Origin of the sequence: Aliiroseovarius conchicola (assembly GCF_041403445.1) — a bacterium.
GTDB classification, from domain to species: Bacteria; Pseudomonadota; Alphaproteobacteria; order Rhodobacterales; family Rhodobacteraceae; genus Aliiroseovarius; species Aliiroseovarius conchicola.
The window spans coordinates 61,916-86,109 of the sequence record NZ_JBGEHL010000010.1 but is presented as its reverse complement, the minus strand read 5'-3'; the positions used below and the strand labels follow the sequence as shown (position 1 = coordinate 86,109).

The 24,194-nt window shown below is 58.9% G+C and carries 21 protein-coding genes; 17 read left to right on the top strand and 4 right to left on the bottom strand.

Annotated features, from left to right (window positions below; genetic code table 11):
- The first annotated feature begins 3 nt into the window (after positions 1-3).
- From V6N04_RS15135 to recN, 16 genes are all read left to right on the top strand, one after another.
- Positions 4-1,437, top strand: coding sequence for an NAD(P)(+) transhydrogenase (Re/Si-specific) subunit beta (locus V6N04_RS15135; RefSeq protein ID WP_371171029.1), 1,434 nt, complete (start codon positions 4-6; stop codon positions 1,435-1,437).
- A gap of 106 nt (positions 1,438-1,543) precedes the next feature.
- Complete coding sequence (locus tag V6N04_RS15130; protein WP_371171028.1) at positions 1,544-2,107, top strand: cobalamin biosynthesis protein CobQ; 564 nt, start codon at positions 1,544-1,546, stop codon at positions 2,105-2,107.
- A gap of 116 nt (positions 2,108-2,223) precedes the next feature.
- The gene (locus V6N04_RS15125) at positions 2,224-3,156 is read left to right on the top strand and encodes a DMT family transporter (protein ID WP_371171048.1); all 933 of its coding nucleotides are present in this window, start codon (positions 2,224-2,226) and stop codon (positions 3,154-3,156) included.
- Between the two features lie 176 nt (positions 3,157-3,332).
- On the top strand, positions 3,333-4,502 hold the full coding sequence (gene ftsW, locus V6N04_RS15120) for a putative lipid II flippase FtsW (RefSeq protein ID WP_371171027.1): 1,170 nt from the start codon (positions 3,333-3,335) through the stop codon (positions 4,500-4,502).
- Complete coding sequence (locus V6N04_RS15115; protein ID WP_371171026.1) at positions 4,499-5,608, top strand: UDP-N-acetylglucosamine--N-acetylmuramyl-(pentapeptide) pyrophosphoryl-undecaprenol N-acetylglucosamine transferase; 1,110 nt, start codon at positions 4,499-4,501, stop codon at positions 5,606-5,608. Before ftsW ends, V6N04_RS15115 begins: the two co-directional genes overlap by 4 nt.
- 36 nt (positions 5,609-5,644) lie before the next feature.
- Positions 5,645-7,042, top strand: a complete 1,398-nt coding sequence (gene murC / locus V6N04_RS15110) for a UDP-N-acetylmuramate--L-alanine ligase (protein WP_371171025.1) — start codon at positions 5,645-5,647, stop codon at positions 7,040-7,042.
- Positions 7,043-7,056: 14 nt separating this feature from the next.
- Positions 7,057-7,296, top strand: coding sequence for a DUF2484 family protein (locus V6N04_RS15105; protein WP_371171024.1), 240 nt, complete (start codon positions 7,057-7,059; stop codon positions 7,294-7,296).
- Positions 7,293-7,538: a DUF2484 family protein gene (locus tag V6N04_RS15100; RefSeq protein ID WP_371171023.1), complete on the top strand. Its 246-nt coding sequence runs from the start codon at positions 7,293-7,295 to the stop codon at positions 7,536-7,538. Before V6N04_RS15105 ends, V6N04_RS15100 begins: the two co-directional genes overlap by 4 nt.
- A 1-nt stretch (position 7,539) precedes the next feature.
- The gene (gene murB, locus V6N04_RS15095; protein ID WP_371171022.1) at positions 7,540-8,472 is read left to right on the top strand and encodes a UDP-N-acetylmuramate dehydrogenase; all 933 of its coding nucleotides are present in this window, start codon (positions 7,540-7,542) and stop codon (positions 8,470-8,472) included.
- 212 nt (positions 8,473-8,684) lie between these two features.
- Positions 8,685-9,599 carry a D-alanine--D-alanine ligase gene (locus tag V6N04_RS15090; RefSeq protein WP_371171021.1) on the top strand — a complete coding sequence of 305 codons (915 nt, stop codon included), beginning with the start codon at positions 8,685-8,687 and terminating at the stop codon, positions 9,597-9,599.
- Positions 9,587-10,543 (top strand): cell division protein FtsQ/DivIB, encoded by a 957-nt coding sequence (locus tag V6N04_RS15085; protein ID WP_371171020.1) that lies wholly within the window; start codon positions 9,587-9,589, stop codon positions 10,541-10,543. The genes V6N04_RS15090 and V6N04_RS15085 overlap by 13 nt, the downstream gene beginning before the upstream one ends.
- Positions 10,536-11,870, top strand: coding sequence for a cell division protein FtsA (ftsA, locus tag V6N04_RS15080; RefSeq protein ID WP_371171019.1), 1,335 nt, complete (start codon positions 10,536-10,538; stop codon positions 11,868-11,870). Before V6N04_RS15085 ends, ftsA begins: the two co-directional genes overlap by 8 nt.
- Positions 11,871-12,105: 235 nt before the next feature.
- Positions 12,106-13,731 carry a cell division protein FtsZ gene (ftsZ, locus tag V6N04_RS15075; RefSeq protein WP_371171018.1) on the top strand — a complete coding sequence of 542 codons (1,626 nt, stop codon included), beginning with the start codon at positions 12,106-12,108 and terminating at the stop codon, positions 13,729-13,731.
- 359 nt (positions 13,732-14,090) lie between these two features.
- Positions 14,091-15,023, top strand: coding sequence for a UDP-3-O-acyl-N-acetylglucosamine deacetylase (gene lpxC / locus V6N04_RS15070; protein ID WP_371171017.1), 933 nt, complete (start codon positions 14,091-14,093; stop codon positions 15,021-15,023).
- A 218-nt stretch (positions 15,024-15,241) separates the two neighbouring features.
- Positions 15,242-16,135, top strand: coding sequence for an outer membrane protein assembly factor BamD (locus V6N04_RS15065; protein ID WP_371171016.1), 894 nt, complete (start codon positions 15,242-15,244; stop codon positions 16,133-16,135).
- 39 nt (positions 16,136-16,174) lie between these two features.
- The gene (recN, locus tag V6N04_RS15060) at positions 16,175-17,827 is read left to right on the top strand and encodes a DNA repair protein RecN (protein ID WP_371171015.1); all 1,653 of its coding nucleotides are present in this window, start codon (positions 16,175-16,177) and stop codon (positions 17,825-17,827) included.
- 14 nt (positions 17,828-17,841) lie between these two features.
- Here the strand turns inward: recN and V6N04_RS15055 are convergent, their stop codons facing one another.
- On the bottom strand, positions 17,842-19,215 hold the full coding sequence (locus V6N04_RS15055; RefSeq protein WP_371171014.1) for an FAD-binding oxidoreductase: 1,374 nt from the start codon (positions 19,213-19,215) through the stop codon (positions 17,842-17,844).
- Positions 19,216-19,291: 76 nt separating this feature from the next.
- Between V6N04_RS15055 and V6N04_RS15050 the strand changes: the two genes are divergently transcribed.
- Positions 19,292-20,980: a chloride channel protein gene (locus V6N04_RS15050; protein WP_371171013.1), complete on the top strand. Its 1,689-nt coding sequence runs from the start codon at positions 19,292-19,294 to the stop codon at positions 20,978-20,980.
- An 88-nt stretch (positions 20,981-21,068) separates the two neighbouring features.
- Here V6N04_RS15050 and rsmA read toward each other — a convergent pair whose 3' ends face one another.
- Genes rsmA through V6N04_RS15035 form a run of 3 tightly spaced genes read right to left on the bottom strand, consistent with a single transcriptional unit; the run spans position 21,069 to position 24,177 of the window.
- A complete protein-coding gene (gene rsmA, locus V6N04_RS15045; RefSeq protein WP_371171012.1) occupies positions 21,069-21,908 on the bottom strand; it encodes a 16S rRNA (adenine(1518)-N(6)/adenine(1519)-N(6))-dimethyltransferase RsmA in 840 nt (279 codons plus the stop codon).
- Positions 21,905-22,906, bottom strand: a complete 1,002-nt coding sequence (pdxA, locus tag V6N04_RS15040; RefSeq protein ID WP_371171011.1) for a 4-hydroxythreonine-4-phosphate dehydrogenase PdxA — start codon at positions 22,904-22,906, stop codon at positions 21,905-21,907. Before pdxA ends, rsmA begins: the two co-directional genes overlap by 4 nt.
- Positions 22,903-24,177, bottom strand: coding sequence for a peptidylprolyl isomerase (locus V6N04_RS15035; RefSeq protein WP_371171010.1), 1,275 nt, complete (start codon positions 24,175-24,177; stop codon positions 22,903-22,905). The genes pdxA and V6N04_RS15035 overlap by 4 nt, the downstream gene beginning before the upstream one ends.
- Positions 24,178-24,194 lie beyond the last annotated feature (17 nt).

The window sequence follows — 24,194 nt, the reverse complement described above, 5'->3', positions numbered from 1 at the left end:
ATCATGGAATTTGGTTTCACCACAGCCGCATATGTTGTTGCGGCAGTTCTTTTCATCCTCTCCCTTGGCGGTCTGTCTGGGCAGGAAAGCGCGAAACGTGCGGTGTGGTACGGCATTGTTGGCATGGCGCTGGCGGTGTTTGCAACACTGGTCGGTCCCGGTTCGGGCTTGTGGCTTTTGTCGCTGCTTTTGATCGCTGGTGGCGGTTTGATCGGCACATACGTTGCGCAGAAAGTTCAAATGACCGAGATGCCGCAGCTTGTCGCTGCCATGCACTCGCTTGTTGGTCTGGCTGCTGTGTTCGTGGGCTACAACGCCCATATCGAGCTGAACAATGTCCTTTCGATGGGCGAAGAAGCACGTCATCACCTTGATGGATTTGCCGCCCTTCTGGCGCATAAAACACCGGTCGAGCAGAACATCCTGCGCGTCGAGCTGTTCTTGGGTGTCTTCATCGGTGCGGTGACCTTTACCGGTTCGGTTGTGGCCTATGGCAAACTGGCGGGCAAAGTGACGTCTTCGGCTGAAAAGCTGCCGGGCGGTCATATGCTGAATGCCGGTGCTGCGATCCTGTCAGTGATCTGCCTGATCTGGTACTTCAATTCCGGTGGGTTCTTCCCGCTGTTCCTGATGACGCTGGCGGCTTTCTTCATTGGCTATCACCTGATCATGGGCATTGGCGGGGCGGATATGCCCGTCGTTGTGTCGATGCTGAACAGCTATTCAGGCTGGGCTGCGGCGGCCATCGGCTTCTCGCTTGGCAATGACCTTTTGATCGTTGTTGGTGCGCTGGTTGGCTCGTCCGGTGCGATCCTTAGCTACATTATGTGTAAGGCGATGAACCGCTCGTTCATCAGCGTTATTCTGGGTGGCTTTGGCGGCACCACCGGCCCTGCCATGGAAATCGAAGGCGAACAGGTCGCCATCGACGCCGATGGTGTAGCTGCCGCTTTGGAAGATGCCGACAGCGTTGTCATCATCCCCGGTTACGGCATGGCTGTGGCGCAAGCCCAGCAAAACGTGGCCGAGCTGACACGCCGTCTGCGGGCCAAAGGCAAAAACGTGCGCTTCGCGATCCACCCGGTCGCAGGGCGTCTGCCCGGTCACATGAACGTGCTACTGGCCGAGGCCAAAGTGCCATACGACATCGTGCTTGAGATGGACGAGATCAATGACGACTTCCCAGACACGGATGTCGCCATCGTTATCGGCTCGAACGACATCGTGAACCCGGCCGCACAAGAAGATCCCAACAGCCCCATCGCCGGTATGCCGGTACTGGAATGCTGGAAAGCCAAGCAGGTCTTCGTGTCGAAACGTGGTCAGGGCACTGGTTACTCGGGCATCGAGAACCCGCTGTTCTTCAAAGAGAACACACGCATGTTCTATGGCGACGCCAAACAGTCGCTGGACACTCTGCTGACGATGATCAGCTAAGTCGACCCGCTCAAAATCTCGTGAAACGCCTCCCGGCCGGGGGGCGTTTTGCTTTTGAAAGGTGCTGGTCTCTGTCATGCTGGCCTGACACGCGAATGAGGGACCCATGAACACACCCGCCCACCTTATCGTCGGCGCCGCCGTTTTCGGCCGCGACCGCAAAACCACATGGGCCGCTTTGATTGGCGCGCTTCTACCCGACCTGTCGCTGTATCTGATGGCCAGCTACGCACTGTTCATCGCGCAAATCCCAGAGCGAGTGGTGTTCGGAGAGCTCTATTACTCGGACCTCTGGCAAAACATCTTTGCCATCGACAATTCACTTCTTCTTTGGGGGGCAGGGCTTGGCATTGCGCTTTGGCTCAAAGCGCGTGTTTGGACGGCCTTCTTCGGCTCGGGGCTTCTACACATCGCTGCTGATTTCCTGCTTCACCACGACGATGGTCGCCGCCACTTCTGGCCCATCACCGATTGGGTTTTCGAAAGTCCCTTCAGCTACTGGGACAGCAGCCACCACGCAGGTTGGATCGGACCTGTGATCGCTGGCTTCTGCGTTGTCCTGACCGTCATCCTGTGGCGCTGTCTGCGCAATTGGGGCTGGCGCATCACTTTCGCGATTCTGCTCTTCATGGAGCTCTACACTCTCCGCGGATGGTTCCTCCACTTCTGACCGCCTGCATTTTCTTTCTACAAATATCCCGGGGGGCCCGGTTATATCCTGCGGGCTGGCCCCCGCTTGTCTAGATAATCAGTTCACCTTGCGTGCGATTGCGACTACACGAAGCTATGAACCCATCGCGCGGTATCCTACTCAAACTCGGCTCGGTCGCCTTCTTCATGTCTTTGCAAGCCATGGTGAAGGCCGCGTCGGGCCACGTACCGCCCGGCGAAATCGTCTTCTTCCGATCCTTTTTCGCATTGCCTGTCATCCTTGGTTGGCTCGCCTATGAAGGCCGTTTGCATTCTGCGCTGCGCACCACACAGCCTTTTGCGCATATCAGCCGAGGCGTCGTAGGTGTCACGGCTATGGGGCTCAGCTTCACCGCCGTCGGTTATCTTCCGCTGCCGGAAGTCACCGCCATCTTCTATGCCGCCCCGATCATCACTGTCGCCCTTGCGGCGATCTTTTTGGGCGAACAAGTGCGTCTGATCCGCATCGGCGCGGTTCTGTCAGGGTTGGTGGGCGTGCTCATCATCATGTGGCCCCAACTGCAACTGCTGGATGGGCAGCATGAAAGCGCCGCCAATGATTTGCGCGCCTTCGGGGCGATGCTCGCTTTCATCGCGGCATGCTGCATCGCGGTGGCCAAGATCCTTGTCCGAAAGCTGGTTGGGATCGACCCACCCTCGACCGTGGTGATCTATGCGTCCCTCACCGCGATTTGCCTTTCTCTGATGTCCGCGCCGTTCGGCTGGGTTTGGCCCACCGGATGGGAGTTCGCGCTTTTATTGGGGGCAGGGCTGGCAGGGGGCGTCGGGCAGCTCATGCTCACAACCGCCTATACCCACGCCGAAGCCTCAACAATTGCGCCCTTCGATTACTCCTCGATGATCTTCGCACTGGCGTTCGGATACTTCTTTTTCTCCGAGCTTCCGACCATCCAAACTGTGGTTGGTGCCTCGATTGTCGTGATCGCCGGATTGATCATCATCTGGCGCGAGGCGCGCTTGGGCAAAGATCATTCGAAATCACGCGCCGCCGGTCCGACCACCGGATAGAACACACTCGTTGATTTCACGCGCGAATTCTCTGGAAAAGCGATGAAAACATGGCTATCCTGTCGCCAACGACCCGCATCAGACGGGCGAATGAGGACGAGCGGCAGCCATAACCCGAAAACGGGACCTGTCACTCGATGATACGAGCGGTACAGATAAGTGGCAGGCATTTTCCCATGACCGAGATGGTATACGGCGTTCATCCCGCACGCGATGGCGATCCTATTCTTCCCAGATGGTGGCGTACGATCGACAAGTGGTCGGTCTCTTGCATCCTGATTCTGTTTGGGGTCGGCATTTTGCTTGGGCTCGCAGCCTCACCCCCTTTGGCAGAGCGCAACGGGCTTGGGCATTTCCATTATGTCGAGCGTCAGTTGATCTTTGGTGTAACCGCATTGATCACGCTTTTCACCATGACCATGATGAGCCCGAAAATGGTGCGCCGCCTTGGCGTGCTGGGCTTCCTTGTGGCGCTTGTGGCCGTATTCCTTCTACCCGTTCTGGGCACGGATTTCGGCAAAGGGGCGACGCGCTGGTATTCGCTTGGCTTTGCCTCGATCCAGCCATCTGAATTTCTGAAACCCGGTTTCGTGGTTGTCTCGGCCTGGCTTTTGGCCGCCAGTCAAGAAATTAACGGCCCGCCCGGACGCTCGATGTCATTGGCGCTGGTGCTTGTAATCGTTGGCTTTCTGGCGATGCAGCCTGACTTTGGCCAAGCAGCACTGATCCTGTTTGGTTGGGGTGTCATGTATTTTCTGGCAGGCGCACCCATATTGTTGCTTGCGGCAGCCGCAGGTGTCGTCGTGCTGGGTGGCATGTTTGCTTATAACAACTCGGAACACTTTGCGCGCCGGATCGATGGGTTCCTAAATCCTGATGTCGATCCAACAACTCAGATGGGCTACGCGACCAACGCGATCCGCGAGGGCGGGTTCTTTGGTGTGGGCGTGGGCGAAGGCCAAGTGAAGTGGTCGCTACCAGACGCACATACGGATTTCATCATCGCCGTTGCCGCCGAAGAATACGGGCTGGTTTTAGTCCTTGTGATCATCGCGCTTTATGCGACGATTGTTGTTCGCAGTTTCCTGCGCTTGATCCGCGAACGTGACACGTTCATTCGTCTGGCCGGATCAGGTCTGGCGGCCATGTTCGGCATACAAGCGCTGATCAATATGGGGGTTGCCGTGCGTCTTTTGCCGGCAAAAGGGATGACATTGCCCTTTGTCAGCTATGGTGGGTCGTCTTTGATCGCGGGGGGTATTGCACTCGGTATGCTTTTGGCATTTACCCGCACCCGGCCGCAGGGCCGCATGCAAGACGTATTCGCAAACAGGCAAGGTCGATGAACCCAAAACCACCTCTACTTGTTATCGCAGCCGGGGGCACCGGCGGTCATATGTTCCCCGCCCAAGCTTTGTCCGAGGCGATGTTGCGCAAAGGCTGGCGCGTCAAGCTGTCCACCGATGCGCGCGGAGCAAGATACACCAGCGGGTTTTCACATGCGGTGGAAATCGAAGAGGTCTCGTCGGCCACGTTCGCGCGTGGTGGGTTGCTGTCTAAAGCCCTCGTTCCGTTTCGTGTGGGTTTGGGCGTAATAGGTGCCATCTGGAAGATGTACCGCGACCGCCCGGCGGTCGTCGTCGGTTTCGGTGGCTACCCAACCATTCCGGCTCTGTCCGCTGCTCGCGTCCTAACGCTGCCCCGCATGATCCACGAACAAAATGGCGTGCTTGGTCGCGTGAACAAGATTTTCGCCACCCGCGTCAACATGGTGGCTTGTGGGACATGGCCGACAGCTTTGCCCGAGGGCGCCAACGGCGTCTACACCGGCAATCCGGTGCGTGGCGAAGTGATGGCCCGTGAAGCTGCGGGTTATATTGAGCCCGGTGACTACCCCATGTCGATCCTTGTGATGGGCGGTAGCCAAGGCGCGCGCGCTTTGTCCGACAATGTACCGGCCGCCATTGCCAAACTTCCCAAACCACTGCTGGATCATATCTCGGTCAGCCATCAGGCGCGCGACGAAGATATGGAGCGCGTCAGCGCATACTACGCGGAACACGGCATTCGCGCCGATGTGCAGCCGTTCTTCAATGATATTCCGCGCCGCATTTCCGAGGCGCAGCTGGTGATCAGCCGGGCCGGGGCGTCGTCCGTTGCCGATATCTCGGTCATTGGCCGCCCCTCGATCTTGGTGCCGTACCCTTACGCCACAGATGATCACCAAACCGCAAATGCACGCGGTCTTGTTGACGTAGGCGCGTCGATCTTGATCCCAGAAAGCCTGCTGGATGTGGACACATTGTCCGACCAAATCCGCACCGTATTGGACAGCCCGGCGGGGGCGATGAAAATGGCGCATGCGGCGCTGGCACAGGCAAAACCGGATGCGACCAACAATTTGGTCGAGATGGTCGAGCGGTTGACAGGATTAAATGACGACACCGCCTAGGGCGATCCGTTGTCACGACGAGTGAAAGGTTAAAGTATGAACGCAGCAGCCACCAAGCTTCCCATTGAAATGGGGATGATCCATTTCGTCGGCATCGGCGGTATTGGGATGTCCGGCATTGCCGAAGTGCTGCTGAACCATGGCTACCGCGTTCAGGGGTCTGACCTAAAGGCTTCAAAAATTACCGACCGGCTAAACAAGCTTGGGGTCGAGATTTTTGTGGGCCAACGCGCTGAGAATCTGGAAAACGCTGAAGTCGTTGTGATCTCCTCTGCCATCAAACCGGGTAATCCGGAGCTGGACGCTGCCCGTGCGCAAGGTCTTCCCGTGGTGCGCCGGGCCGAGATGTTGGCCGAGCTGATGCGCCTTAAGTCCAACATTGCGGTGGCGGGCACCCACGGCAAAACCACAACCACCACGATGGTGGCGGAACTTCTGGTCCATGGCGGCATCGACCCGACTGTGATCAACGGCGGCATCATCCATGCCTACGGCTCCAACGCGCGTATGGGGCAGGGCGAATGGATGGTGGTCGAGGCGGACGAAAGCGACGGCACCTTCAACCGTTTGCCCGCGACCATCGCCATCGTGACCAATATCGACCCCGAGCATATGGAGCATTGGGGCGACTTTGACACCCTGCGTCAGGGCTTCCTTGATTTCGTGTCCAACATCCCGTTTTACGGGCTTGCCGTGTGCTGTACCGATCATCCAGAAGTGCAGGCGCTTGTGGGTAAAATCACCGACCGTCGCGTTGTCACTTATGGCTTCAACGCGCAAGCGGATGTGCGGGCTGTGAACCTGACCTACAAAGGTGGCGTCGCACATTTCGATATCGAGCTTCATGGCGAAGACACTCGGATCGAAGGCTGCACGCTGCCGATGCCGGGCGACCACAATGTCTCAAACGCGTTGTCGGCGGTGGCAGTGTCGCGTCACCTTGGGATGAAACGCGATGAAATCCGCGACGCCCTTGCCAGTTTCGGCGGCGTGAACCGTCGCTTTACGAAAGTGGGCGAGGTGAATGGTGTCACCATCATCGACGACTACGGCCACCACCCGGTTGAGATTGCAGCGGTTCTGAAAGCCGCGCGCCAAGCGACCGAAGGTAAGGTTATCGCCGTTCACCAGCCGCACCGATTTACGCGTCTGCATGATCTGTTCGAAGAGTTCTGCGCCTGTTTTAACGAAGCCGATGTGGTGGGTATCGCGGATGTTTATTCTGCGGGCGAAGACCCGATCGAAGGCGCCAGCCGCGACGATCTGGTCGCGGGTCTTGTGCGCCACGGGCACCGCCACGCAATGGCGGTTGACGACGAGCAGGCCCTGACAGAGCTGGTTCGCACACACGCAGAACCCGGTGATATGGTTGTCTGTCTTGGTGCGGGTACGATTTCGGCCTGGGCAAATAACCTGCCGGCGAAACTGGGTTAAGGAGCGCACGTTACATGAGCCCAGCCCTGATCACCGCCGCCCTTTGGGTCGTTGCTGCGACCATCGTGGCACTTCTGCCCATGCGCCGCCAGTTCCCACCGGGGCTGGCGCTGTTGATTGCGGCCCCGGTGATCATCATCTGGATCGGTGCCACGCATGGGTGGCTTTGGGCCATCCTTGGGTTGGCTGGGTTTCTGTCGATGTTTCGCAGGCCGCTTTGGTATTTCGCACGAAAGGCAATGGGCAAAGTATGACGCTTTCTCTGATCCTCGCATGCTTTTGGGCCGTGATTGCGCAGGTGATCGCGCTGTTTCCATCGCGTGACCATCACTGGCGCGTGGCTTATTGCTTGATTGCCATCGGAATTCCCTTGTTGGGGTATGTCGTGTTGCAGAACGGGCCGCTGATCGGGATGCTGGTGATGTTCGCGGGCATGTCGATCCTGCGCTGGCCTGTGATCTATCTGGTTCGCTGGCTTAATCAGGCAAGGGGTTAACGTGGCACAACCAGATCAGATCGAAGTGCGTGGAACACTGGTTCCTCAAAAAGAGCTTGCGGGCTTCACTTGGCTGCGTGTCGGCGGCCCCGCGGACTGGTTCTTTATGCCCGCCGATGCGGATGATCTGGCACAGTTTCTGGCCGCGCTTGACCCAGATGTTCCGGTGTTTCCGATGGGTGTCGGCTCCAACCTGATCGTGCGTGACGGTGGCATTCGCGGTGTCGTGATCCGTCTGGGTCGCGGGTTTAATGGTATTGAAATTGAAGACCAGAAGGTGACCGCAGGCGTCGCCGCCCTTGACGCCCATGTGGCACGTAAAGCGGCGGATGCGGGTGTGGATTTGACCTTCCTGCGCACTATTCCCGGAGCCATCGGGGGCGCTGTTCGCATGAATGCTGGCTGCTACGGATTATATGTGGCGGACGTGTTCGTGGAGGCCGAAGCGATCACGCGAGAGGGCGAGCGCGTGACCCTCACAGCGGATGAATTGAACTTCCAATATCGCCAAACCGATCTGCCCGACGGGTGGATCATCATCAACGCGACTCTTGAAGGTCCGACTGGTGATCCGGCGGACTTAACGGCCCGCATGGACGCCCAACTGGCCAAACGTGACGAGACTCAACCGACCAAGGACCGCACCGCTGGTTCGACATTCCGCAACCCAGCGGGGTTCAGCTCGACAGGCAAGGCAGATGACAGCCACGAGCTGAAAGCGTGGAAGGTCATAGAAGACGCGGGCATGCGCGGGGCAACACGCGGTGGCGCGCAGATGAACCCGATGCACGCGAATTTCCTGACCAACACCGGCGGAGCGAGTGCCGAAGACCTTGAAGGACTTGGCGAAGAGGTCAGAAAAAAGGTTTACGAACACAGTGGCATAGAGCTACAGTGGGAAATCATGCGCGTAGGCGAACCGGCAGATAAATAAGCCGGCGAAAACGCGGATGTAATCGGCCAAATAGGCCGGAGATTTGAGGGGTCGGGCAGGCCCTAAGAGAGCCGAAACAAGACGCCAAAAGGCGCAATAAATTCGGCTTCGGGGGCGGTACAGCCTTCAAAAACAACCGCGGCAGCGCGGAAAAGGCCGGAAACGGCAGGGCAGTTGATCGCTTACGCGGTCTGGTACAAGGCAAAGCAGGCATGTCGGGCAAGGCAGTCTCGAAAGTTGTGGTTTTACTGGGTGGTCCGTCGGCAGAACGGGAAGTGTCACTCAGTTCTGGACGCGAATGCTCTCAGGCATTGCGCGGCGAAGGCTATGACGTGGTCGAAATTGACGCCGGTGCCGATCTGTCCGAGCGCTTGCGCGCTGAAGCCCCGGATGTTGTGTTCAATGCGCTTCACGGTCGCTGGGGCGAAGATGGCTGCGTGCAAGGCCTGCTTGAATGGCTGCAAATTCCCTATACTCACTCCGGCGTTCTGGCCTCGTCTTTGGCGATGGACAAAGAGCGCACGAAGGATGTGTTCCGATCCGCAGGTCTTCCAGTGGTGGACAGTGTTCTGGCGTCCGCCGACGAGGTTCGCACGCGCCATATGATGGAACCGCCTTACGTGGTGAAACCCTATAACGAAGGCAGCTCGGTCGGGATTTATATCGTGCAAGAGGGCGCGAACTCTCCGCCCAAACTCGCGGCAACCATGCCCAAGACCGTGATGGTCGAAACCTATGCGCCGGGGCGCGAGCTGACCACCACCGTGATGGGCGACCGCGTGCTTGGCGTCACCGATATCATCACCGAGGGGTGGTACGATTACGACGCGAAATACGCCGAAGGTGGATCGCGCCACGAGATGCCCGCCGACATTTCGGCCGACATTGAAGCCGCCTGTCTGGATTACGCTATGCGCGCCCACAAAGTGCTGGGTTGTCGCGGTGTCAGCCGCACGGATTTCCGTTGGGACGAGGCGCGCGGCTTGGATGGATTGATCCTGCTGGAAACCAACACACAGCCCGGCATGACCCCAACCTCGCTTGCACCCGAACAAGCCGCGCATCACGGGATCAAGTTTGGTCAGTTCTGTGCTTGGATGGTGGAGGACGCGTCATGCGATCGGTGAAGCCACCTTCAAACGGCCCGTATCATTCGGTCGCCGCACCGCGCCGCGGGGGTGCCAGTGGTGGCAAAGGGCAGGGCGAACCACGTCGAGATCCCGCGCCATCGCGGTTGGCTTACAAAGTTCATCGCCTTTGGTTGACGCCCTCGTTTCGTGGGTTCCTGCGGGTGGGCCTGCCAGTGTTTTTGGTTCTGTTGCTGGTGGGGTGGTACTTCTCCAACCCAGCGAACCGCAACGCCATTGGCGAAAAGATCACGCAGATACAGCGCTCGGTTCAGGAGCGGCCTGAATTCATGGTGAAGCTGATGGCCGTCGAGGGTGCATCACCAGTTGTCGACGAAGCTGTGCGTCAGATGCTTCCGATCGATTTCCCGATCTCAAGCTTCGATCTAGATCTGGAAGCGATGCGCGAAGAGATTGCAAAGCTGGATGTTGTCGAAAAGGCCGCGCTACGCATCCGTCCCGGTGGCGTACTGGAAGTTGCGATCACCGAACGTCAACCGGCGATCATTTGGCGTCACGATGGCATTCTTGACCTGTTGGACCGCACAGGACACCGCGTGGCCAGCCTGCTTGGACGCAGCGGGCGCGCCGACCTGCCACTTATTGCAGGTCCGGGGGCCGACAAGGCGGTGCGCGAGGCGCTCGATCTGATCGATACGGCCCGTCCTTTTGGCGAAGAATTCCGTGGCCTGGTCCGCGTGGGCGAGCGTCGTTGGGATGTCGTCCTTGCTTCGAAACAGCGCATTTTACTGCCCACCGACAACCCGGTTGACGCACTGGAACAAGTGATTGCCCTTGATCAGGCGCAAGAGGTCATGGCCCGTGACCTGATCGTCGTAGACATGAGAAACCCCCAGCGCCCGACGCTTCGACTGGCCGAAAACGCCGTTGATGAGCTGCGTCGCATGCAGGGGATTGAAGTTGGAGTATCCGAGAATGACTGACCTCTATAGCCAGCAGCGCGCCATGCGGTCGATGCGCGAAGCCGCGATGCAGAGGGGTGTTATTGCCATTCTGGACATCGGCAGCTCAAAGATCGCCTGCCTGATCTTGCGCTTTGACGGGCCTGAAGAATTTCGCGCCAGCGACGGCGTTGGCACGATGGCCGGGCAGAGTGCGTTTCGTGTTATTGGCGCAGCCACCACCCGGTCGCGCGGGGTCCGCTTTGGCGAAATTGACGCGATGCAGGAAACTGAACGCGCCATTCGCACCGCCATCCAGGCCGCTCAGAAAATGGCCAACATCCGGGTAGATCACGTCATCGCCTGTTTCTCGGGCGCCAATCCGCGGTCCTATGGTCTGGACGGCGCGGTAGATGTGGCAGGAAATGCAGTATCAGAAGAGGATGTCGCCCGCGTGCTTGCGTCTTGCGATATGCCCGAGATCGGCGAGGGCCGCGAGGTTTTGCACGCGCAACCTGTCAATTTCGCACTGGATCATCGGTCGGGTCTGAATGACCCGCGCGGGCAGATCGGCAATCGATTGGCGGTGGATATGCATGTGATGACCGTCGACAGTGCGGTAATCCAGAACCTGCTCTACTGCATCAAACGCTGCGATCTGGAGCTCGCGGGGCTTGCAAGCTCGGCCTATGTGTCGGGCATTTCGGCATTGGTCGAGGATGAGCAAGAACTTGGTGCGGCCTGTATAGATTTAGGTGGTGGTTCAACTGGGCTGTCTATCTTCATGAAAAAGCACATGATTTACTCGGACAGTGTTCGGCTGGGCGGGGATCATGTGACGTCAGACATCTCAAAAGGTCTGCAGGTGCCTTTGTCGACCGCTGAGCGGATCAAGACATTCTATGGCGGCGTGGTCGCCACGGGCATGGACGACCGCGAGATGATCGAGATCGGCGGCGACACCGGTGACTGGGAACATGATCGCCGCACGGTCAGCCGCGCCGAGTTGATCGGCATTATGCGCCCGCGGGTCGAGGAAATACTGGAAGAGGTTCGTGCTTGTCTCGATGCCTCTGGCTTTGAACATCTGCCAAGTCAGCAAATCGTGCTGACGGGTGGGGGGAGCCAAATTCCCGGTTTGGACGGGCTGGCCCCGAAAATTCTCGGCCAACAGGTTCGGATCGGCCGTCCGCTGCGGGTGCAAGGGCTGCCGCAAGCGGCTACCGGGGCAGGGTTTGCCTCGTCCGTGGGGCTGTGCCTGTTCGCGGCCCATCCGCAGGACGAGTGGTGGGATTTCGACATCCCCGCCGCAAGCTATCCTGCGCGCAGCCTTCGCCGTGCTATGAAGTGGTTCAAAGACAATTGGTGAATTCGCGGCATTTGCCCCAAGATACGGTGCCTTCGGCGAAATCCTGCTGACCACCGGCAAGATTCCTCAATATTTTGCGGCTTTTCACACCATTAGGGCGTGACGAAAGGCCGTATATTGGGTTAATATGGTCAAAATCGAGGCAGTAACCGGCGATTCAGTCGGAATTAATAGACGGTATTTGTCGCAACCGGGGGACATCGGTGCGGCGCGGATATAGACAGGCGGACATATCATGACATTGAACCTTACCATGCCCGGTCAGGAAGAGTTGAAACCTCGTATCACGGTATTTGGCGTGGGCGGTGCCGGTGGCAACGCGGTCAACAACATGATCGAGAAAGAGCTCGAGGGCGTTGAATTTGTAGTGGCGAACACGGATGCGCAGGCTTTGCAGCATTCTAACGCGAAAGACCGCATCCAGATGGGCGTGAAAGTCACCGAAGGGCTGGGCGCTGGTGCGCGGGCCTCGGTCGGGGCTGCAGCGGCTGAGGAATCGATCGAACAGATCGTTGATCACCTTGCTGGCGCACACATGTGCTTCATCACAGCGGGTATGGGCGGGGGCACCGGAACCGGAGCCGCGCCGATCATCGCACAAGCCGCGCGCGAGCTTGGTGTTCTGACCGTCGGTGTTGTTACAAAACCGTTCCAGTTCGAGGGCGCCAAGCGGATGCGTCAGGCCGAAGACGGCGTTGAAGCACTGCAAAAGATGGTCGATACGCTGATCATCATCCCGAACCAAAACCTGTTCCGCCTTGCCAACGAAAAAACGACCTTCACCGAGGCGTTCTCGATGGCAGATGACGTTCTTTATCAAGGTGTTAAGGGTGTGACGGACCTGATGGTTCGCCCAGGTCTTATCAACCTCGACTTTGCTGATGTTCGCGCCGTGATGGACGAGATGGGCAAAGCGATGATGGGCACCGGCGAAAGCGATGGTGAAGATCGCGCAGTTCAGGCCGCCGAGAAGGCGATTGCCAACCCGCTTCTGGACGAAATCAGCCTGCGTGGCGCAAAAGGTGTGTTGATCAACATCACTGGCGGCTACGACCTGACACTGTTCGAACTGGACGAGGCAGCCAACCGCATTCGCGAGGAAGTCGATCAGGACGCAAACATCATTGTTGGTTCGACCTTGGACACCGATATGGAAGGCGCAATGCGCGTCTCCGTTGTCGCCACTGGTATCGACGCTGTGGATGTGAACACCGATATCCCTGTACCGCGTCGCAGTCTGGCCACGCCTTTGCAAGCGCCGCTTGATGTTGAACACAAGATGGAAGCTGAAGCACCAGAAGCTGTTGCCGCAGCAGCTGCGATTGATGCTGGCACGGCACCTCAGGCACCTGTCGCAGATACGCCGACTGAGCCATCGCTGTTTGAAGAGATGGAGACGCCTGCCGTCGCAGAAGAACGCGCACCAGAGGTCGCCGAGAATGTGTTCCCGGCAGACACCGCTGGTGGTGATGTTCCACCCCCAGCCTATCAGCCGCGCGAAGCCGTTCAGGCCGAGCCCGAAGTGGCAACCTTTGTTGCACCGAAAGCACCCGCGCCAGGCACACCATCGCCCGAGGCGATGGCCCGTTTGCAGGCAGCCGTTCACAACCAGCCGCGTGCGCAACAAGCGCCTGTCGATCATGGTGCTCCGACCACCGAAGCTGGTCATGACAAGCCTCGCTTTGGGATCAATTCCTTGATCAACCGGATGACAGGATCGGGTGTCGCAGGTGCGGAAGAGCATGCGCGCAGCCAACCTCCGGTACATTCGGCAGAACCTGCCCAACCGCAAACACCGGCAGCAGATCCCGAACAGGACAAAGTAGAAATCCCTGCTTTCCTGCGTCGCCAGGCAAACTAAAGCGGTTCAAATCATAAGAAATCGGGCTGTGCGGTGACCCCGCGCAGCCCTTTTTGTTTCAGGCCTGTCACACTGTGACATTTCTTACCACCTGTTTGACGAAATGGCATGCTGCGCGCGTCGTTTCTGCGGTTCAGTGAATTCGGATATTTCCATTTATTTGAATGTCTTACGGGGCAAAGCTCGACGAGTCGGCGGGACGCCGCTTGTGCGTGTGTTGATGTTACAGAGCGTTACAGATGTTTGAATTGTTATTCACCGGTGCTGGATTTACCTCTTGCTCATCGAATGACACCAGACAACGTCCCGTGACAAACGGTTATGACAGACCAAGCTGGTTAGTAGTTAAGAGGCGATACGTGCAAACGACTGTTGCAAGCACCGTGACATTTACCGGCACCGGACTTCATTCCGGTCGGCCGGCGCGCATGTATGTCCGCCCCGCTTCCGCGGAATACGGTATTTGGTTCAAACGCATGGATGTGTCGGACCGTGACAATCTGGTTCCTGCGCATTGGGCGTCGGGTGTTCCATCGCCGCTTTGCACGCTTATCCGGAACGATGCAGGCGTCGAGGTTAAAACCATCGAACACATCATGGCTGCCCTTGCTGGCTGTGGTATTCACAACGCTTTGGTGGAACTTGATGGTCCCGAAGTGCCGATCATGGATGGCAGTGCGTCGCGCTTTGTCGACGGTTTGGTAAAAACCGGCATCCGTGAATTGTCCGCGCCCGTACGTGTGATCGAGGTGTTGGAGCCGGTCGAGTACCGCGAAGACGATGGTGAGCACGCCGTCTGGGCGCGCCTTGAGCCGTCAGACGGGTTTGAGATCGACTTCCATATCTCGTTCCCAGATGCTGCGATCGGCACTCAGAACCTGCATATGGACATGTCGAACGGCAATTTTGTGCGCGAACTGAGTGATTGTCGTACATTCTGCCGTCGCGCGGATGTCGACGCGATGCATGATGCAGGGCTGGCGCTTGGCGGCACCTACGACAATGCTGTCGTGGTGGATGGCGATGACGTTCTGTCCCCGGGCGGTTTGCGTCGCGATAACGAGGCTGTGCGCCACAAAATGCTCGACGCCGTTGGTGATCTGGCATTGGCGGGGGCGCCGCTTAAGGCACGTTATGTGGGACACCGCGCCGGGCATGCGATGACCAACAAGCTTTTGCGCGCTTTGTTTGATGCGCCTGACAGCTGGCGTTTGGTGGAATGCGACAAGGAAACTGCTCGTCGTTTGCCAGGTGTTGGCGTGCGTCGCTCTGACCTGCCGATGACGGCCTAAGAGCGTTTGAAACTGATAATAACCTTGCAAATGCCGCGCTTGAATTTCGCGGCATTTTCTTATTCTTAGCGCTGTTATTGGGCAGGAACGCACCGCAAGTGGACCGAAGCTGCGAAAATTGCTGTGCAAACCATTTTGCCTCGAAAAATTCTGTGCTAGGACAGGCGTGAACAGTTCGGACTTTTAGTCGGATAACATATTTTGGGGTGGCACCGGTGATGATCCGCGTGAATTTGGGCAAAGCAATTGGCATAACGCTGGTTTCGGGCATGGTCCTGACATCGTGCAGCGGCGGTATCGGAAGCCTTGGCGGCGGCAATGGGCGCGGTATATTTGGGCCACTGGCTTCGTCGGTCGAGAAGAAGCCGATTGATCAATGGACCGCCGAGGAAATCTTCAAACGTGGCGAGTATGAGCTTGAACGGGGCGATCCCTCGGAAGCGGCCAAGTGGTTTGGTGAGGTTGAACGCCTGTATCCCTATTCCGAATGGGCCAAGCGCGGCCTGATCATGCAGGCGTTTGCGTTCCATCAGGACCGCGACTACGAACAGTCGCGCGCCACCGCGCAACGCTATGTCGAGTTTTTCCCAGCAGATGAGGATGCCGCTTATGCGCAATATCTTCTGGCGCTCAGCTACTACGACCAGATTGACGAGATCGGGCGCGATCAGGGCCTGACGTTCCAGGCGTTGCAATCCCTGCGCACTGTGATTGAACGCTATCCGGACACCGAATACGCGAAATCCGCGATCCTGAAATTTGACCTCGCCTTTGATCACCTTGCGGCCAAGGAAATGGAGATCGGGCGGTATTACCTGAAACGCAAACACTATACGGCTGCGATCAATCGTTTCCGTGTGGTGGTCGAACAGTTCCAGACAACGACCCATGTGGCCGAGGCATTGCACCGCCTTGTGGAAAGCTACCTATCGCTTGGTCTGACAGATGAAGCTCAGACCGCCGGTGCAATTCTGGGCTATAACTTCCGGTCGACAGAGTGGTACGCCTCAAGCTATGCGTTGCTGACCAAGTCCGGGTTGAAGCCCGAGGCTAAGGGCAATAACTGGCTGAACCGTGTGTATCGTCAGTTGGTGAAGGGCGAATGGCTCTGACCCTGATGTGGGGCAGAGCATCGCACGACCGGGGGCGTCATGCTGCGTGGTCTTGATATACGCGACCTTTTGATCATCGACAGGCTGGAACTTGAGTTCCAGCCTGGTTTGAACGTGCTGACCGGTGAAACCGGGGCTGGAAAGTCGATCCTTCTGGACAGTTTGGGCTTTGTGCTGGGATGGCGCGGGCGTGCTGATTTGGTGCGTGCGGGGGCTGAACAGGGCGAAGTAACCGCTGTATTTGATCTGCCCAAAACGCACCCTGCTCGTGCCGTGTTGGAAGAGGCCGGGATCCCAGCCGAAGATGAACTGGTGCTGCGGCGGGTGAATCGTGCGGACGGGCGCAAGACCGCGTGGGTTAATGACCGCCGCACCTCGGGCGAGGTGTTGCGGGCGCTGTCGGACAGCTTGGTCGAACTTCACGGTCAACAGGATGACCGGGGCCTTTTGAACCCGCGCGTGCATCGGCAATTGTTGGATGAATTCGGTGGGTTGGAAGACCGCGTGAAATCAACCCGCACGGCGTGGCGTAATCTGGCCCGCGCCCGTGCGGCGCTCGCCGATGCGCGTTCGGCGTTGGAAGCGGCTCAGGCAGAGGAAGAATTCCTGCGCCACGCGGTCGCCGAGCTTGATGATCTGTCCCCCGAGACAGGCGAGGATGCGACGCTCGACAGCCAGCGCCGGCTCATGCAGGCGGCCGAGCGGATCGGAGAGGACATCACCAAAGCGCATCAAGCGCTCAGCGCGGGTGAGGGGGCGGAAGCCCGAACCGGTGATGCGCTGCGGTGGCTGGAGGATGTGGCTGATCAGGCGGGCGATACGTTGGACCCTCCGATCGCAGCCCTTGGGCGCGCTTTGGCGGAACTTGGCGATGCGGTGCAGGGGGTCGAGGCCGCTTTGGACAGCCTGACTTTCAACCCACACGACCTTGAGGTTGTTGAAGAGCGGCTTTTTGCGATTCGGGCCTTGGCGCGGAAGCATCAGGTGGCCCCGGACGATTTGGGCGGCTTCGCGAAGGATTTACGCGGGCGCCTTGAAGCGCTTGATGCCGGTGTCGGAGCGATTGCAGGCTTGGAACAGGATGTCGCCGCCGCGCAATCGGCCTATGACAATGCCGCAAAGAAGTTGAGCCAAGCACGACAGGCAGCGGCAAAAGCTTTGGACGCGGCCATGTCGGACGAGCTTGCCCCGCTAAAGATGGAACGTGCGGTATTCACAACCGCTATTGCGTCCACCGAGGCTGGACCTGAGGGCGGCGATCTGGTGACATTCACAGTGGCCACAAACCCCGGTGCACCATCGGGGCCGTTGAACAAAATCGCCTCGGGCGGCGAACTGAGCCGGTTCCTTTTGGCCCTGAAAGTCTGCCTGACACGCGAGGCCGAGGGCCTGACCATGATCTTTGACGAGATCGACCGGGGCGTTGGCGGCGCAACAGCGGATGCGGTGGGGCGCAGGCTGGCCGCTTTGTCGTCTGGCGGGCAGGTGTTGGTTGTCACCCACAGCCCGCAGGTCGCAGCCCTTGGCGATCACCACTGGCGCGTTCAGAAAGACGTCGCAGACGGCGTGACTTTATCGACCGTGGTGCCATTGGGGCCAGACGCCCGGGTCGACGAAGTGGCGCGTATGATATCGGGCGATACGATCACAGATGCCGGGCGGGCTGCGGCGAAAGAGCTGTTGGTCAGCTAGACTTATCCTGCTGATCAGTCCTGCGGCACCAGTTTGCCGGGGTTCAGGATGCCAGTCGGATCAAGCACAGATTTGATATCCCCCATCAGTTGCCACGCGGCCCCATGTTCGGCTTCCATCAAGTTCAACTTGCCCATGCCGACCCCGTGCTCTCCGGTGATGGTGCCGCCCATGGACAGCGCCCGGTCGCTCATGCGTCGCGCCAACTCTTTTGCCGTGGCCAATTCCGATGCGTTGCCCTGTTCGATCAACAAGGTGGCGTGGAAATTTCCGTCCCCGACATGGCCAAGGATTGGTCCCAACAGGCCCGAAGCCGCGATGTCAGCGCGTGTCTCTTCGACCGCTTGAGCAAGCTTTGAGATCGGTACGCAGATATCTGTCACCACGGCGCGTGCGCCCGGGCGCAAGGCCAGAACGGCATAATAGGCGTGGTGACGGAGCTTCCACAACGCGTTCCGGTCTTCGGTGCGGGTGGCGTGCTCGTATCCTGTTGCGCCAAACTCCTCGGCAATCTCGCCAAAGCTTTGGCTGGCTTCGGTCACGGCGGTCGGGCTGCCGTGGAATTCGACCAACAGATGTGGGCAGTCAGGCATATCCGTCCCCGCATACCCATTGAACGCGCGCGCCGATGCGGCATCTACGAACTCGATTCGGGCCATCGGAACGCCCATCTGGATCACTTGTTGCACAGCCCCGACAGCAGACTGCATGTCGGGAAAGGCACAAATGCCAGCGCTGATGTTTTCGGGGATGCCATGCAGTCGAAGCGTGAGTTCGGTGATGATACCCAACGTCCCCTCGGATCCCAAAAACAGTGCCGTCATGTCATAGCCTGATGCGGATTTTGCAGCTTTCGACCCGGTCTTGATGACCCGCCCGTCGGCCAAAACCACCGTCAGTCCCAAGACGTTCTGCCGCATCGATCCATACCGCACCGTGGTGGTGCCGGACGCGCGTGTCGCCGCCATCCCACCAATCGAGGCATTGGCCCCCGGATCAACGGGAAAGAACACGCCTAATGTACGCAATTCATGGTTAAGTTCCTCGCGCCTAAGGCCCGATTCCACCACAGCGATCATGTCGCCGGGGTCGGCGGACACAACGGCATTCATCCGTGACATGTCCAGCGACAGCCCGCCCGATACCGCGCTGGTATGACCCTCAAGCGACGTACCCGCGCCAAAGGGCACCACGGGAATACGGTCCCGGTGGCAGATTTGCATGATGCGGCTGACCTCGTCCGTGGTTTCGGGCCATGCGACGGCATCCGGTGGCGCGGGCGCAAAATGGCTTTCAGATGCGCCATGCTGTCGCAAATCGGACTTGGAGCAACTGATGCGATCGCCTAGAAAAGACGAAAGCTCGGTGAAAACGGTGTTGATGGTCATCCCATCCTCCCCAGCAAAGCCGGAACAACTTATGGTAAATGCGTGATCTTGGGAAGGGCTGCGCGGGCGGGGTTAGATGCCTAATCGGCTAAAATTGTTAATAGATCGCGCTTGGCGGGATTTTGGCGCCCGGTGCTCATCCGGTTGGGAAATTTTGGTTCGCAATGGCCCCAGTCAATTGCAGTTCTGGATCCTTGCTCTGTTGATCGGAACGGCGTCCGGTACTGCGGCACTGGGGTTTCGTAAGGCGATTGAGGGGTTGCAGGCCAGTTTTTACGGCACCGACGATCTTGCGCATTTGCAAAGCTTTGCCAGCATGCTGCCGTGGTACTGGATTTTGCTGTTGCCGGCCTTTGGTGGGCTTGTGGTTGGGATTATCCTGAACTGGTTCACCCCGGATGGTCGGGTGCGGTCAGTTGCTGACGTGATCGAGGGGGCCGCCTTGTGGGAGGGCCGCGTCGAGAAACGCGCGGGGGTTGGTTCGGCGCTCGCGTCTTTGATCACCTTGTCGACCGGCGGATCGTCGGGGCGTGAAGGGCCGGTGGTTCACATGGCGGCGGTGATCTCAAGCTGGGTATCGGTGCGGATCAACGCCAATGGCGTGACCGGGCGCGATCTGTTGGGATGCGCGGTGGCGGCTGCGGTATCGGCAAGCTTCAATGCGCCCATCGCAGGGGCGCTTTTTGCGCTTGAGGTGGTGCTGCGCCATTTTGCGGTCCATGCTTTTGCGCCGATTGCCATTGCGTCGGTTGCTGGAACGGTGATCAACCGTTTGGAATATGGCGGCGTGACCGAATTCGTTCTGCCCGCCGAGGGCACATTAGCGTTCTACGTAGAGCTTCCCGCATTTCTGATCCTTGGGGTGGTCTGCGGGATTGTCGCCGTGGTGCTGATGCGTTCGATTTTCTGGGCGGACGACTTCGGCAACTCCGTGCAATCGAAGCTGCGCTTGCCAAGGATATTACGCCCGGCTTTGGCGGGGCTTATGCTGGGCGCGATTGCAATCTGGTATCCGCATATCATCGGGGTGGGGTACGAGACGACCTCGGCGGCGCTGACCGGTCAGCTTGGGTTGCAACTGGCCATGGTCTATGTGGGCGTAAAGGTGGCTGCTGTGGCGATCACCATGGCTGGACGCATGGGCGGTGGCGTGTTCTCGCCGTCGTTGATGGTTGGGGCCCTGACCGGCTTGGCCTTTGGCATCATTGCCACGGCGATTTTTCCGAACGTGTCTGGATCCGAGACGCTTTATGCCTTTGCGGGTATGGGGGCCGTGGCGGCGGCCGTATTGGGCGCGCCCATATCCACCACGTTGATCGTGTTTGAATTGACCGGTGACTGGCAGACCGGGATCGCCGTGATGGCTGCGGTATCCATGTCGACCGCCTTGGCGAGCCGCTGGGTTGATCGCAGTTTCTTCCTGACGCAGTTGGAGCGTCGCAACATTCATTTGGCCGCCGGCCCACAGGCCTATCTGCTATCGACGGTGCGTGTTGCCTCGATCATGAGGGATGATGACCACCCGCGTGCGGCCACCGAGGAAGCGTGTTGGGAGCTGATCGAGCAGGGGCTTTACGTGGATGGCAACGCCACTTTGGAGGCCTTGATGCCGATGTTTGAAACATCCGGCGCGCGGTTTATTCCGGTGGTGACCTTGGGCGGCGAGGGTGATCCGCCGGAGCTTTGGGGCGCTGCGTTTCAGGTGGATGCATTGAAGGCGTTTAATCGGGCGTTGGCCGAAACCGCTGCGGAAGAGCATAGCTAGGTCCGAGATAGCTTTTTAGGGGCGTTGCCCTTCTGCGCTGTCGCGCATTCACCCCAGGATATTTATGGAAAGAAAATGAGGGTTGGGGTCACGAAGAGAGTGCGCGAGAGAGGGCGCAGAAAGCCTCGATCTCGACCTGTTCGGCGCGTTCTGTTGGCTTGATGCCGACCGAGGTCAGGACGTCTTCGATGTTCGGATGCAGACCTTTTAGCGAAGCGCGCAACATCTTCCGGCGCTGGCCGAAAGCTTTGGCGACGAGCGCCTGCAGTTTGGCAGGGTCCGCGTCGTAACGTGGGGTCGGCAGCGCATCCAGATGAACCACAGCCGAGTGAATTTTGGGCGGTGGCGTGAACGCCTCTGGCGGCAATTCCATCACAACGCGCGGGGTGCTGCGCCATTGTGCCAGCACCGCAAGGCGGCCATATTTCTTTGAGCCGGGCTTGGCCACGATGCGCTCGACGACTTCCTTTTGGAACATCAATGTCAGGCTCTCCCAGACCGGTGGCCATGTCGGCGGGGTGAGCCAGCGCACCAAAAGTTCGGTGCCCACGTTGTAGGGTAGGTTGGCGACAATCCGGATGGGCTGTGTAAGGTGATCGAGCGGGTCAAGCTCAAGCGCGTCCGCATTGATCACCTGCAGGCGATCCGGGTAGGCCTTCTGGATATCGGCCAGCGGGGCCATGGCGCGGCTGTCTTTTTCGACCGCCAGCACTTTGCGCGCGCCTTCGACCAGCAATCCGCGGGTCAGTCCACCCGGACCGGGACCGATTTCCAGCACGTCGCATTGGGTAAGGTCACCGGCCTGACGGGCGATTTTGGCGGTCAGGTTTAGGTCGAGCAGGAAGTTCTGGCCAAGAGATTTCTTGGCGGTCAGGCCATGGGTCGTGATGACGTCACGCAGGGGGGGCAGGCCGTCGATTTGGCTCATTTGGTTTTCTCCCATCTGCTCAGACCCATTTGGTGGGCGGCCCTAAGAGCGGCGATCAGCGAGCTGGGGTCTGCCTGTCCAGTGCCTGCAATGTCGAACGCGGTGCCATGATCGGGCGAGGTGCGGATGAAGGGAAGGCCAAGCGTGATGTTGACCCCACCCGAGAAGTCGATGGTCTTGATCGGGATGAGCGCCTGATCGTGATACATGCAAACGGCCGCATCGTAGCTTGTACGGGCCTTGGCGTGAAACATCGTATCGGCTGAGAGTGGCCCGGACAGGTCGATGCTGTCCGCGCGCAGCTTGTCCAGCAGCGGAGAGATCATATCAATCTCGTCCATTCCCATCGCGCCGCCTTCGCCTGCATGTGGGTTGAGACCCGCGACGGCGATGCGTGGCGCGGGGATGGCGAAATCGTTGATCAAGGCGGTGTGTGTTGTCCGAATGACTTGTTCAAGCAACTCAGGCGTCAGGGCGCCTGCGACGGCGGAGAGCGGAATATGGATGGTTGCCGGGACCACACGAAGCCCGTCGCAAGCAAGCATCATAACAACATCGGCGCCTCCCGCGAGATGGGCCAGAAACTCCGTGTGGCCCGGAAAGGCAAAGCCCGCACCGTCTTTTAGGGCTTTCTTATGGATCGGGTTGGTGCAAACCGCCAGCGCATCGCCAGACCGGGTCAGCGACACGGCGCGTTCGATCACATCCACCACATGGGCGGCATGGGACGAGACCGCATTGCCGGGTAGGCGGGCGGCCCCGAAATCATGAGGCAGGATCGGGAGCGCAGGGACAGAATGTGCCTGCGACGGCGCGGAAATCTCGGTGAACGCGACATTCGCTGGAATGTGCGAAGGATCGCCAATCACAAAGAATGGTACGTCACCACGCAGGGCATCATAGGCAAGCCCGACAAGGTCGGGGCCGATACCTGCTGGTTCCCCGATGGTCAGCGCAATGGGCGGAATGGCCGCTTTGCGCGTATCCGGGCCGGTCATTGGTTGGTGTAATCCTCGATGTAAGCAGCGGCGCGAAGTTCTTCCAGATAGGCATTTGCGAAGCTTTGCAGACGTTGGTTTTGCATCCGCAATTTGAGATCCTCGAGACTGACTTCTTCGGGCAGGTCGCGATTGCGCGAGCACAGCATCAAAAATACCAGATTGCCGCCTTGCGGCGTGGTGAGTGCGGTCGAAACCTCGCCCACATCCAGTTTGGCCAGTTCGACGGCATAGGCGGCTGGCACGTCCGATATCGGCTGAGACACGCGCTTCAGTTGATCTTCCGGCAGGCCGGGCAAGATGCCGTAAAGGTCGTCACATGTGTCAGCCTTGGCGCGGATTTTTGCGGCCTCGGCCAAAGCAGCACCGCTGCGACCACCTGGCAATAGCAGGGTCGCATAGTCAATGGTGACGTCTTTGGCCTGGGGTGTGTCGACCTCTTCGATTGCGCGCAGCTGGAAGACAGCAACGCCGTTCCGCACCGGTATTGGTTGCGTCACGCTGCCGGGCTCTAGCGGCAGAACATTCGCTGCGACCGCTGGTGGCAGGTCGGACAGGTCGATCCAGTTCATCCGACCAGAACGGCCACGCGATGGCGCAACGGAATACTGACGCGCGGCGTTGGCAAACGCCCCGATCGTATTGATCTGGCTAAACTCCGAGGCGCGGACATTCGCTGTTTGAGCCTCTGCCGGATTGCGGGCCGGTAAGATGATCTCGGACAGAAGAACACGCACGCCTGCGCCTGGGCGCGTTAGTGACAATTGGCGTTGAACTTCATCTTCTGTCACATTGACGCGGCCCGCCCAGCGGGTCCGCACGACCTGACGCCACGCCAAGCCGCCAGAGACGAAATCCCGGAAAGTTTCGGGCGCGACACCCGCTTGAGCGATGATCTGGTTGAACCGCGCCACATCCAGATTAAAACGCCCCGCAAACTCTTCCATCCCCGTTTGAACGTCTTCGGCGGTCAATTCAATCTCGGCGATTTCGGCGGCCTGACGCTGCAGCGCCTCGTTTGTCAGCTGCTCCAGAGCCAACTCTTGAATGTTGCCGGGGGCTTTCAGGATGGTCAGAAATGCGATCCGCTGCGACAGTTCATAGGCTGTAATCACCCGGTCATTGATCTTCTTCACAGGAGCAAAAAGGTTTTGCGCGGTGGCTGGTGATCCAAGCATAGACAATGTGATCAAGAGCGCGCCAACGACCGCCATCAATGTCCGAAAAGACCCGTGCGATCTGGGGCCGGTGCCGGTTTGAATATCCGCCATGGGTGTCACCATTTTAT

Excerpts from the sequence above, each read along its gene's own strand:
- V6N04_RS15105 (WP_371171024.1), top strand. The coding sequence starts at position 7,057 with ATGAGCCCAGCCCTGATCACCGCCGCCCTTTGGGTCGTTGCTGCGACC.
- ftsA (WP_371171019.1), top strand. The coding sequence starts at position 10,536 with ATGACTGACCTCTATAGCCAGCAGCGCGCCATGCGGTCGATGCGCGAA.
- V6N04_RS15100 (WP_371171023.1), top strand. The coding sequence starts at position 7,293 with ATGACGCTTTCTCTGATCCTCGCATGCTTTTGGGCCGTGATTGCGCAG.
- recN (WP_371171015.1), top strand. The coding sequence starts at position 16,175 with ATGCTGCGTGGTCTTGATATACGCGACCTTTTGATCATCGACAGGCTG.
- V6N04_RS15130 (WP_371171028.1), top strand. The coding sequence starts at position 1,544 with ATGAACACACCCGCCCACCTTATCGTCGGCGCCGCCGTTTTCGGCCGC.
- V6N04_RS15125 (WP_371171048.1), top strand. The coding sequence starts at position 2,224 with ATGAACCCATCGCGCGGTATCCTACTCAAACTCGGCTCGGTCGCCTTC.
- V6N04_RS15135 (WP_371171029.1), top strand. The coding sequence starts at position 4 with ATGGAATTTGGTTTCACCACAGCCGCATATGTTGTTGCGGCAGTTCTT.
- ftsW (WP_371171027.1), top strand. The coding sequence starts at position 3,333 with ATGACCGAGATGGTATACGGCGTTCATCCCGCACGCGATGGCGATCCT.
- pdxA (WP_371171011.1), bottom strand. The coding sequence starts at position 22,906 with ATGACCGGCCCGGATACGCGCAAAGCGGCCATTCCGCCCATTGCGCTG.
- V6N04_RS15055 (WP_371171014.1), bottom strand. The coding sequence starts at position 19,215 with ATGACCATCAACACCGTTTTCACCGAGCTTTCGTCTTTTCTAGGCGAT.
- ftsZ (WP_371171018.1), top strand. The coding sequence starts at position 12,106 with ATGACATTGAACCTTACCATGCCCGGTCAGGAAGAGTTGAAACCTCGT.
- rsmA (WP_371171012.1), bottom strand. The coding sequence starts at position 21,908 with ATGAGCCAAATCGACGGCCTGCCCCCCCTGCGTGACGTCATCACGACC.
- V6N04_RS15035 (WP_371171010.1), bottom strand. The coding sequence starts at position 24,177 with ATGGCGGATATTCAAACCGGCACCGGCCCCAGATCGCACGGGTCTTTT.
- V6N04_RS15090 (WP_371171021.1), top strand. The coding sequence starts at position 8,685 with ATGTCGGGCAAGGCAGTCTCGAAAGTTGTGGTTTTACTGGGTGGTCCG.
- V6N04_RS15115 (WP_371171026.1), top strand. The coding sequence starts at position 4,499 with ATGAACCCAAAACCACCTCTACTTGTTATCGCAGCCGGGGGCACCGGC.
- murC (WP_371171025.1), top strand. The coding sequence starts at position 5,645 with ATGAACGCAGCAGCCACCAAGCTTCCCATTGAAATGGGGATGATCCAT.
- V6N04_RS15065 (WP_371171016.1), top strand. The coding sequence starts at position 15,242 with ATGATCCGCGTGAATTTGGGCAAAGCAATTGGCATAACGCTGGTTTCG.
- V6N04_RS15085 (WP_371171020.1), top strand. The coding sequence starts at position 9,587 with ATGCGATCGGTGAAGCCACCTTCAAACGGCCCGTATCATTCGGTCGCC.
- V6N04_RS15050 (WP_371171013.1), top strand. The coding sequence starts at position 19,292 with ATGCCTAATCGGCTAAAATTGTTAATAGATCGCGCTTGGCGGGATTTT.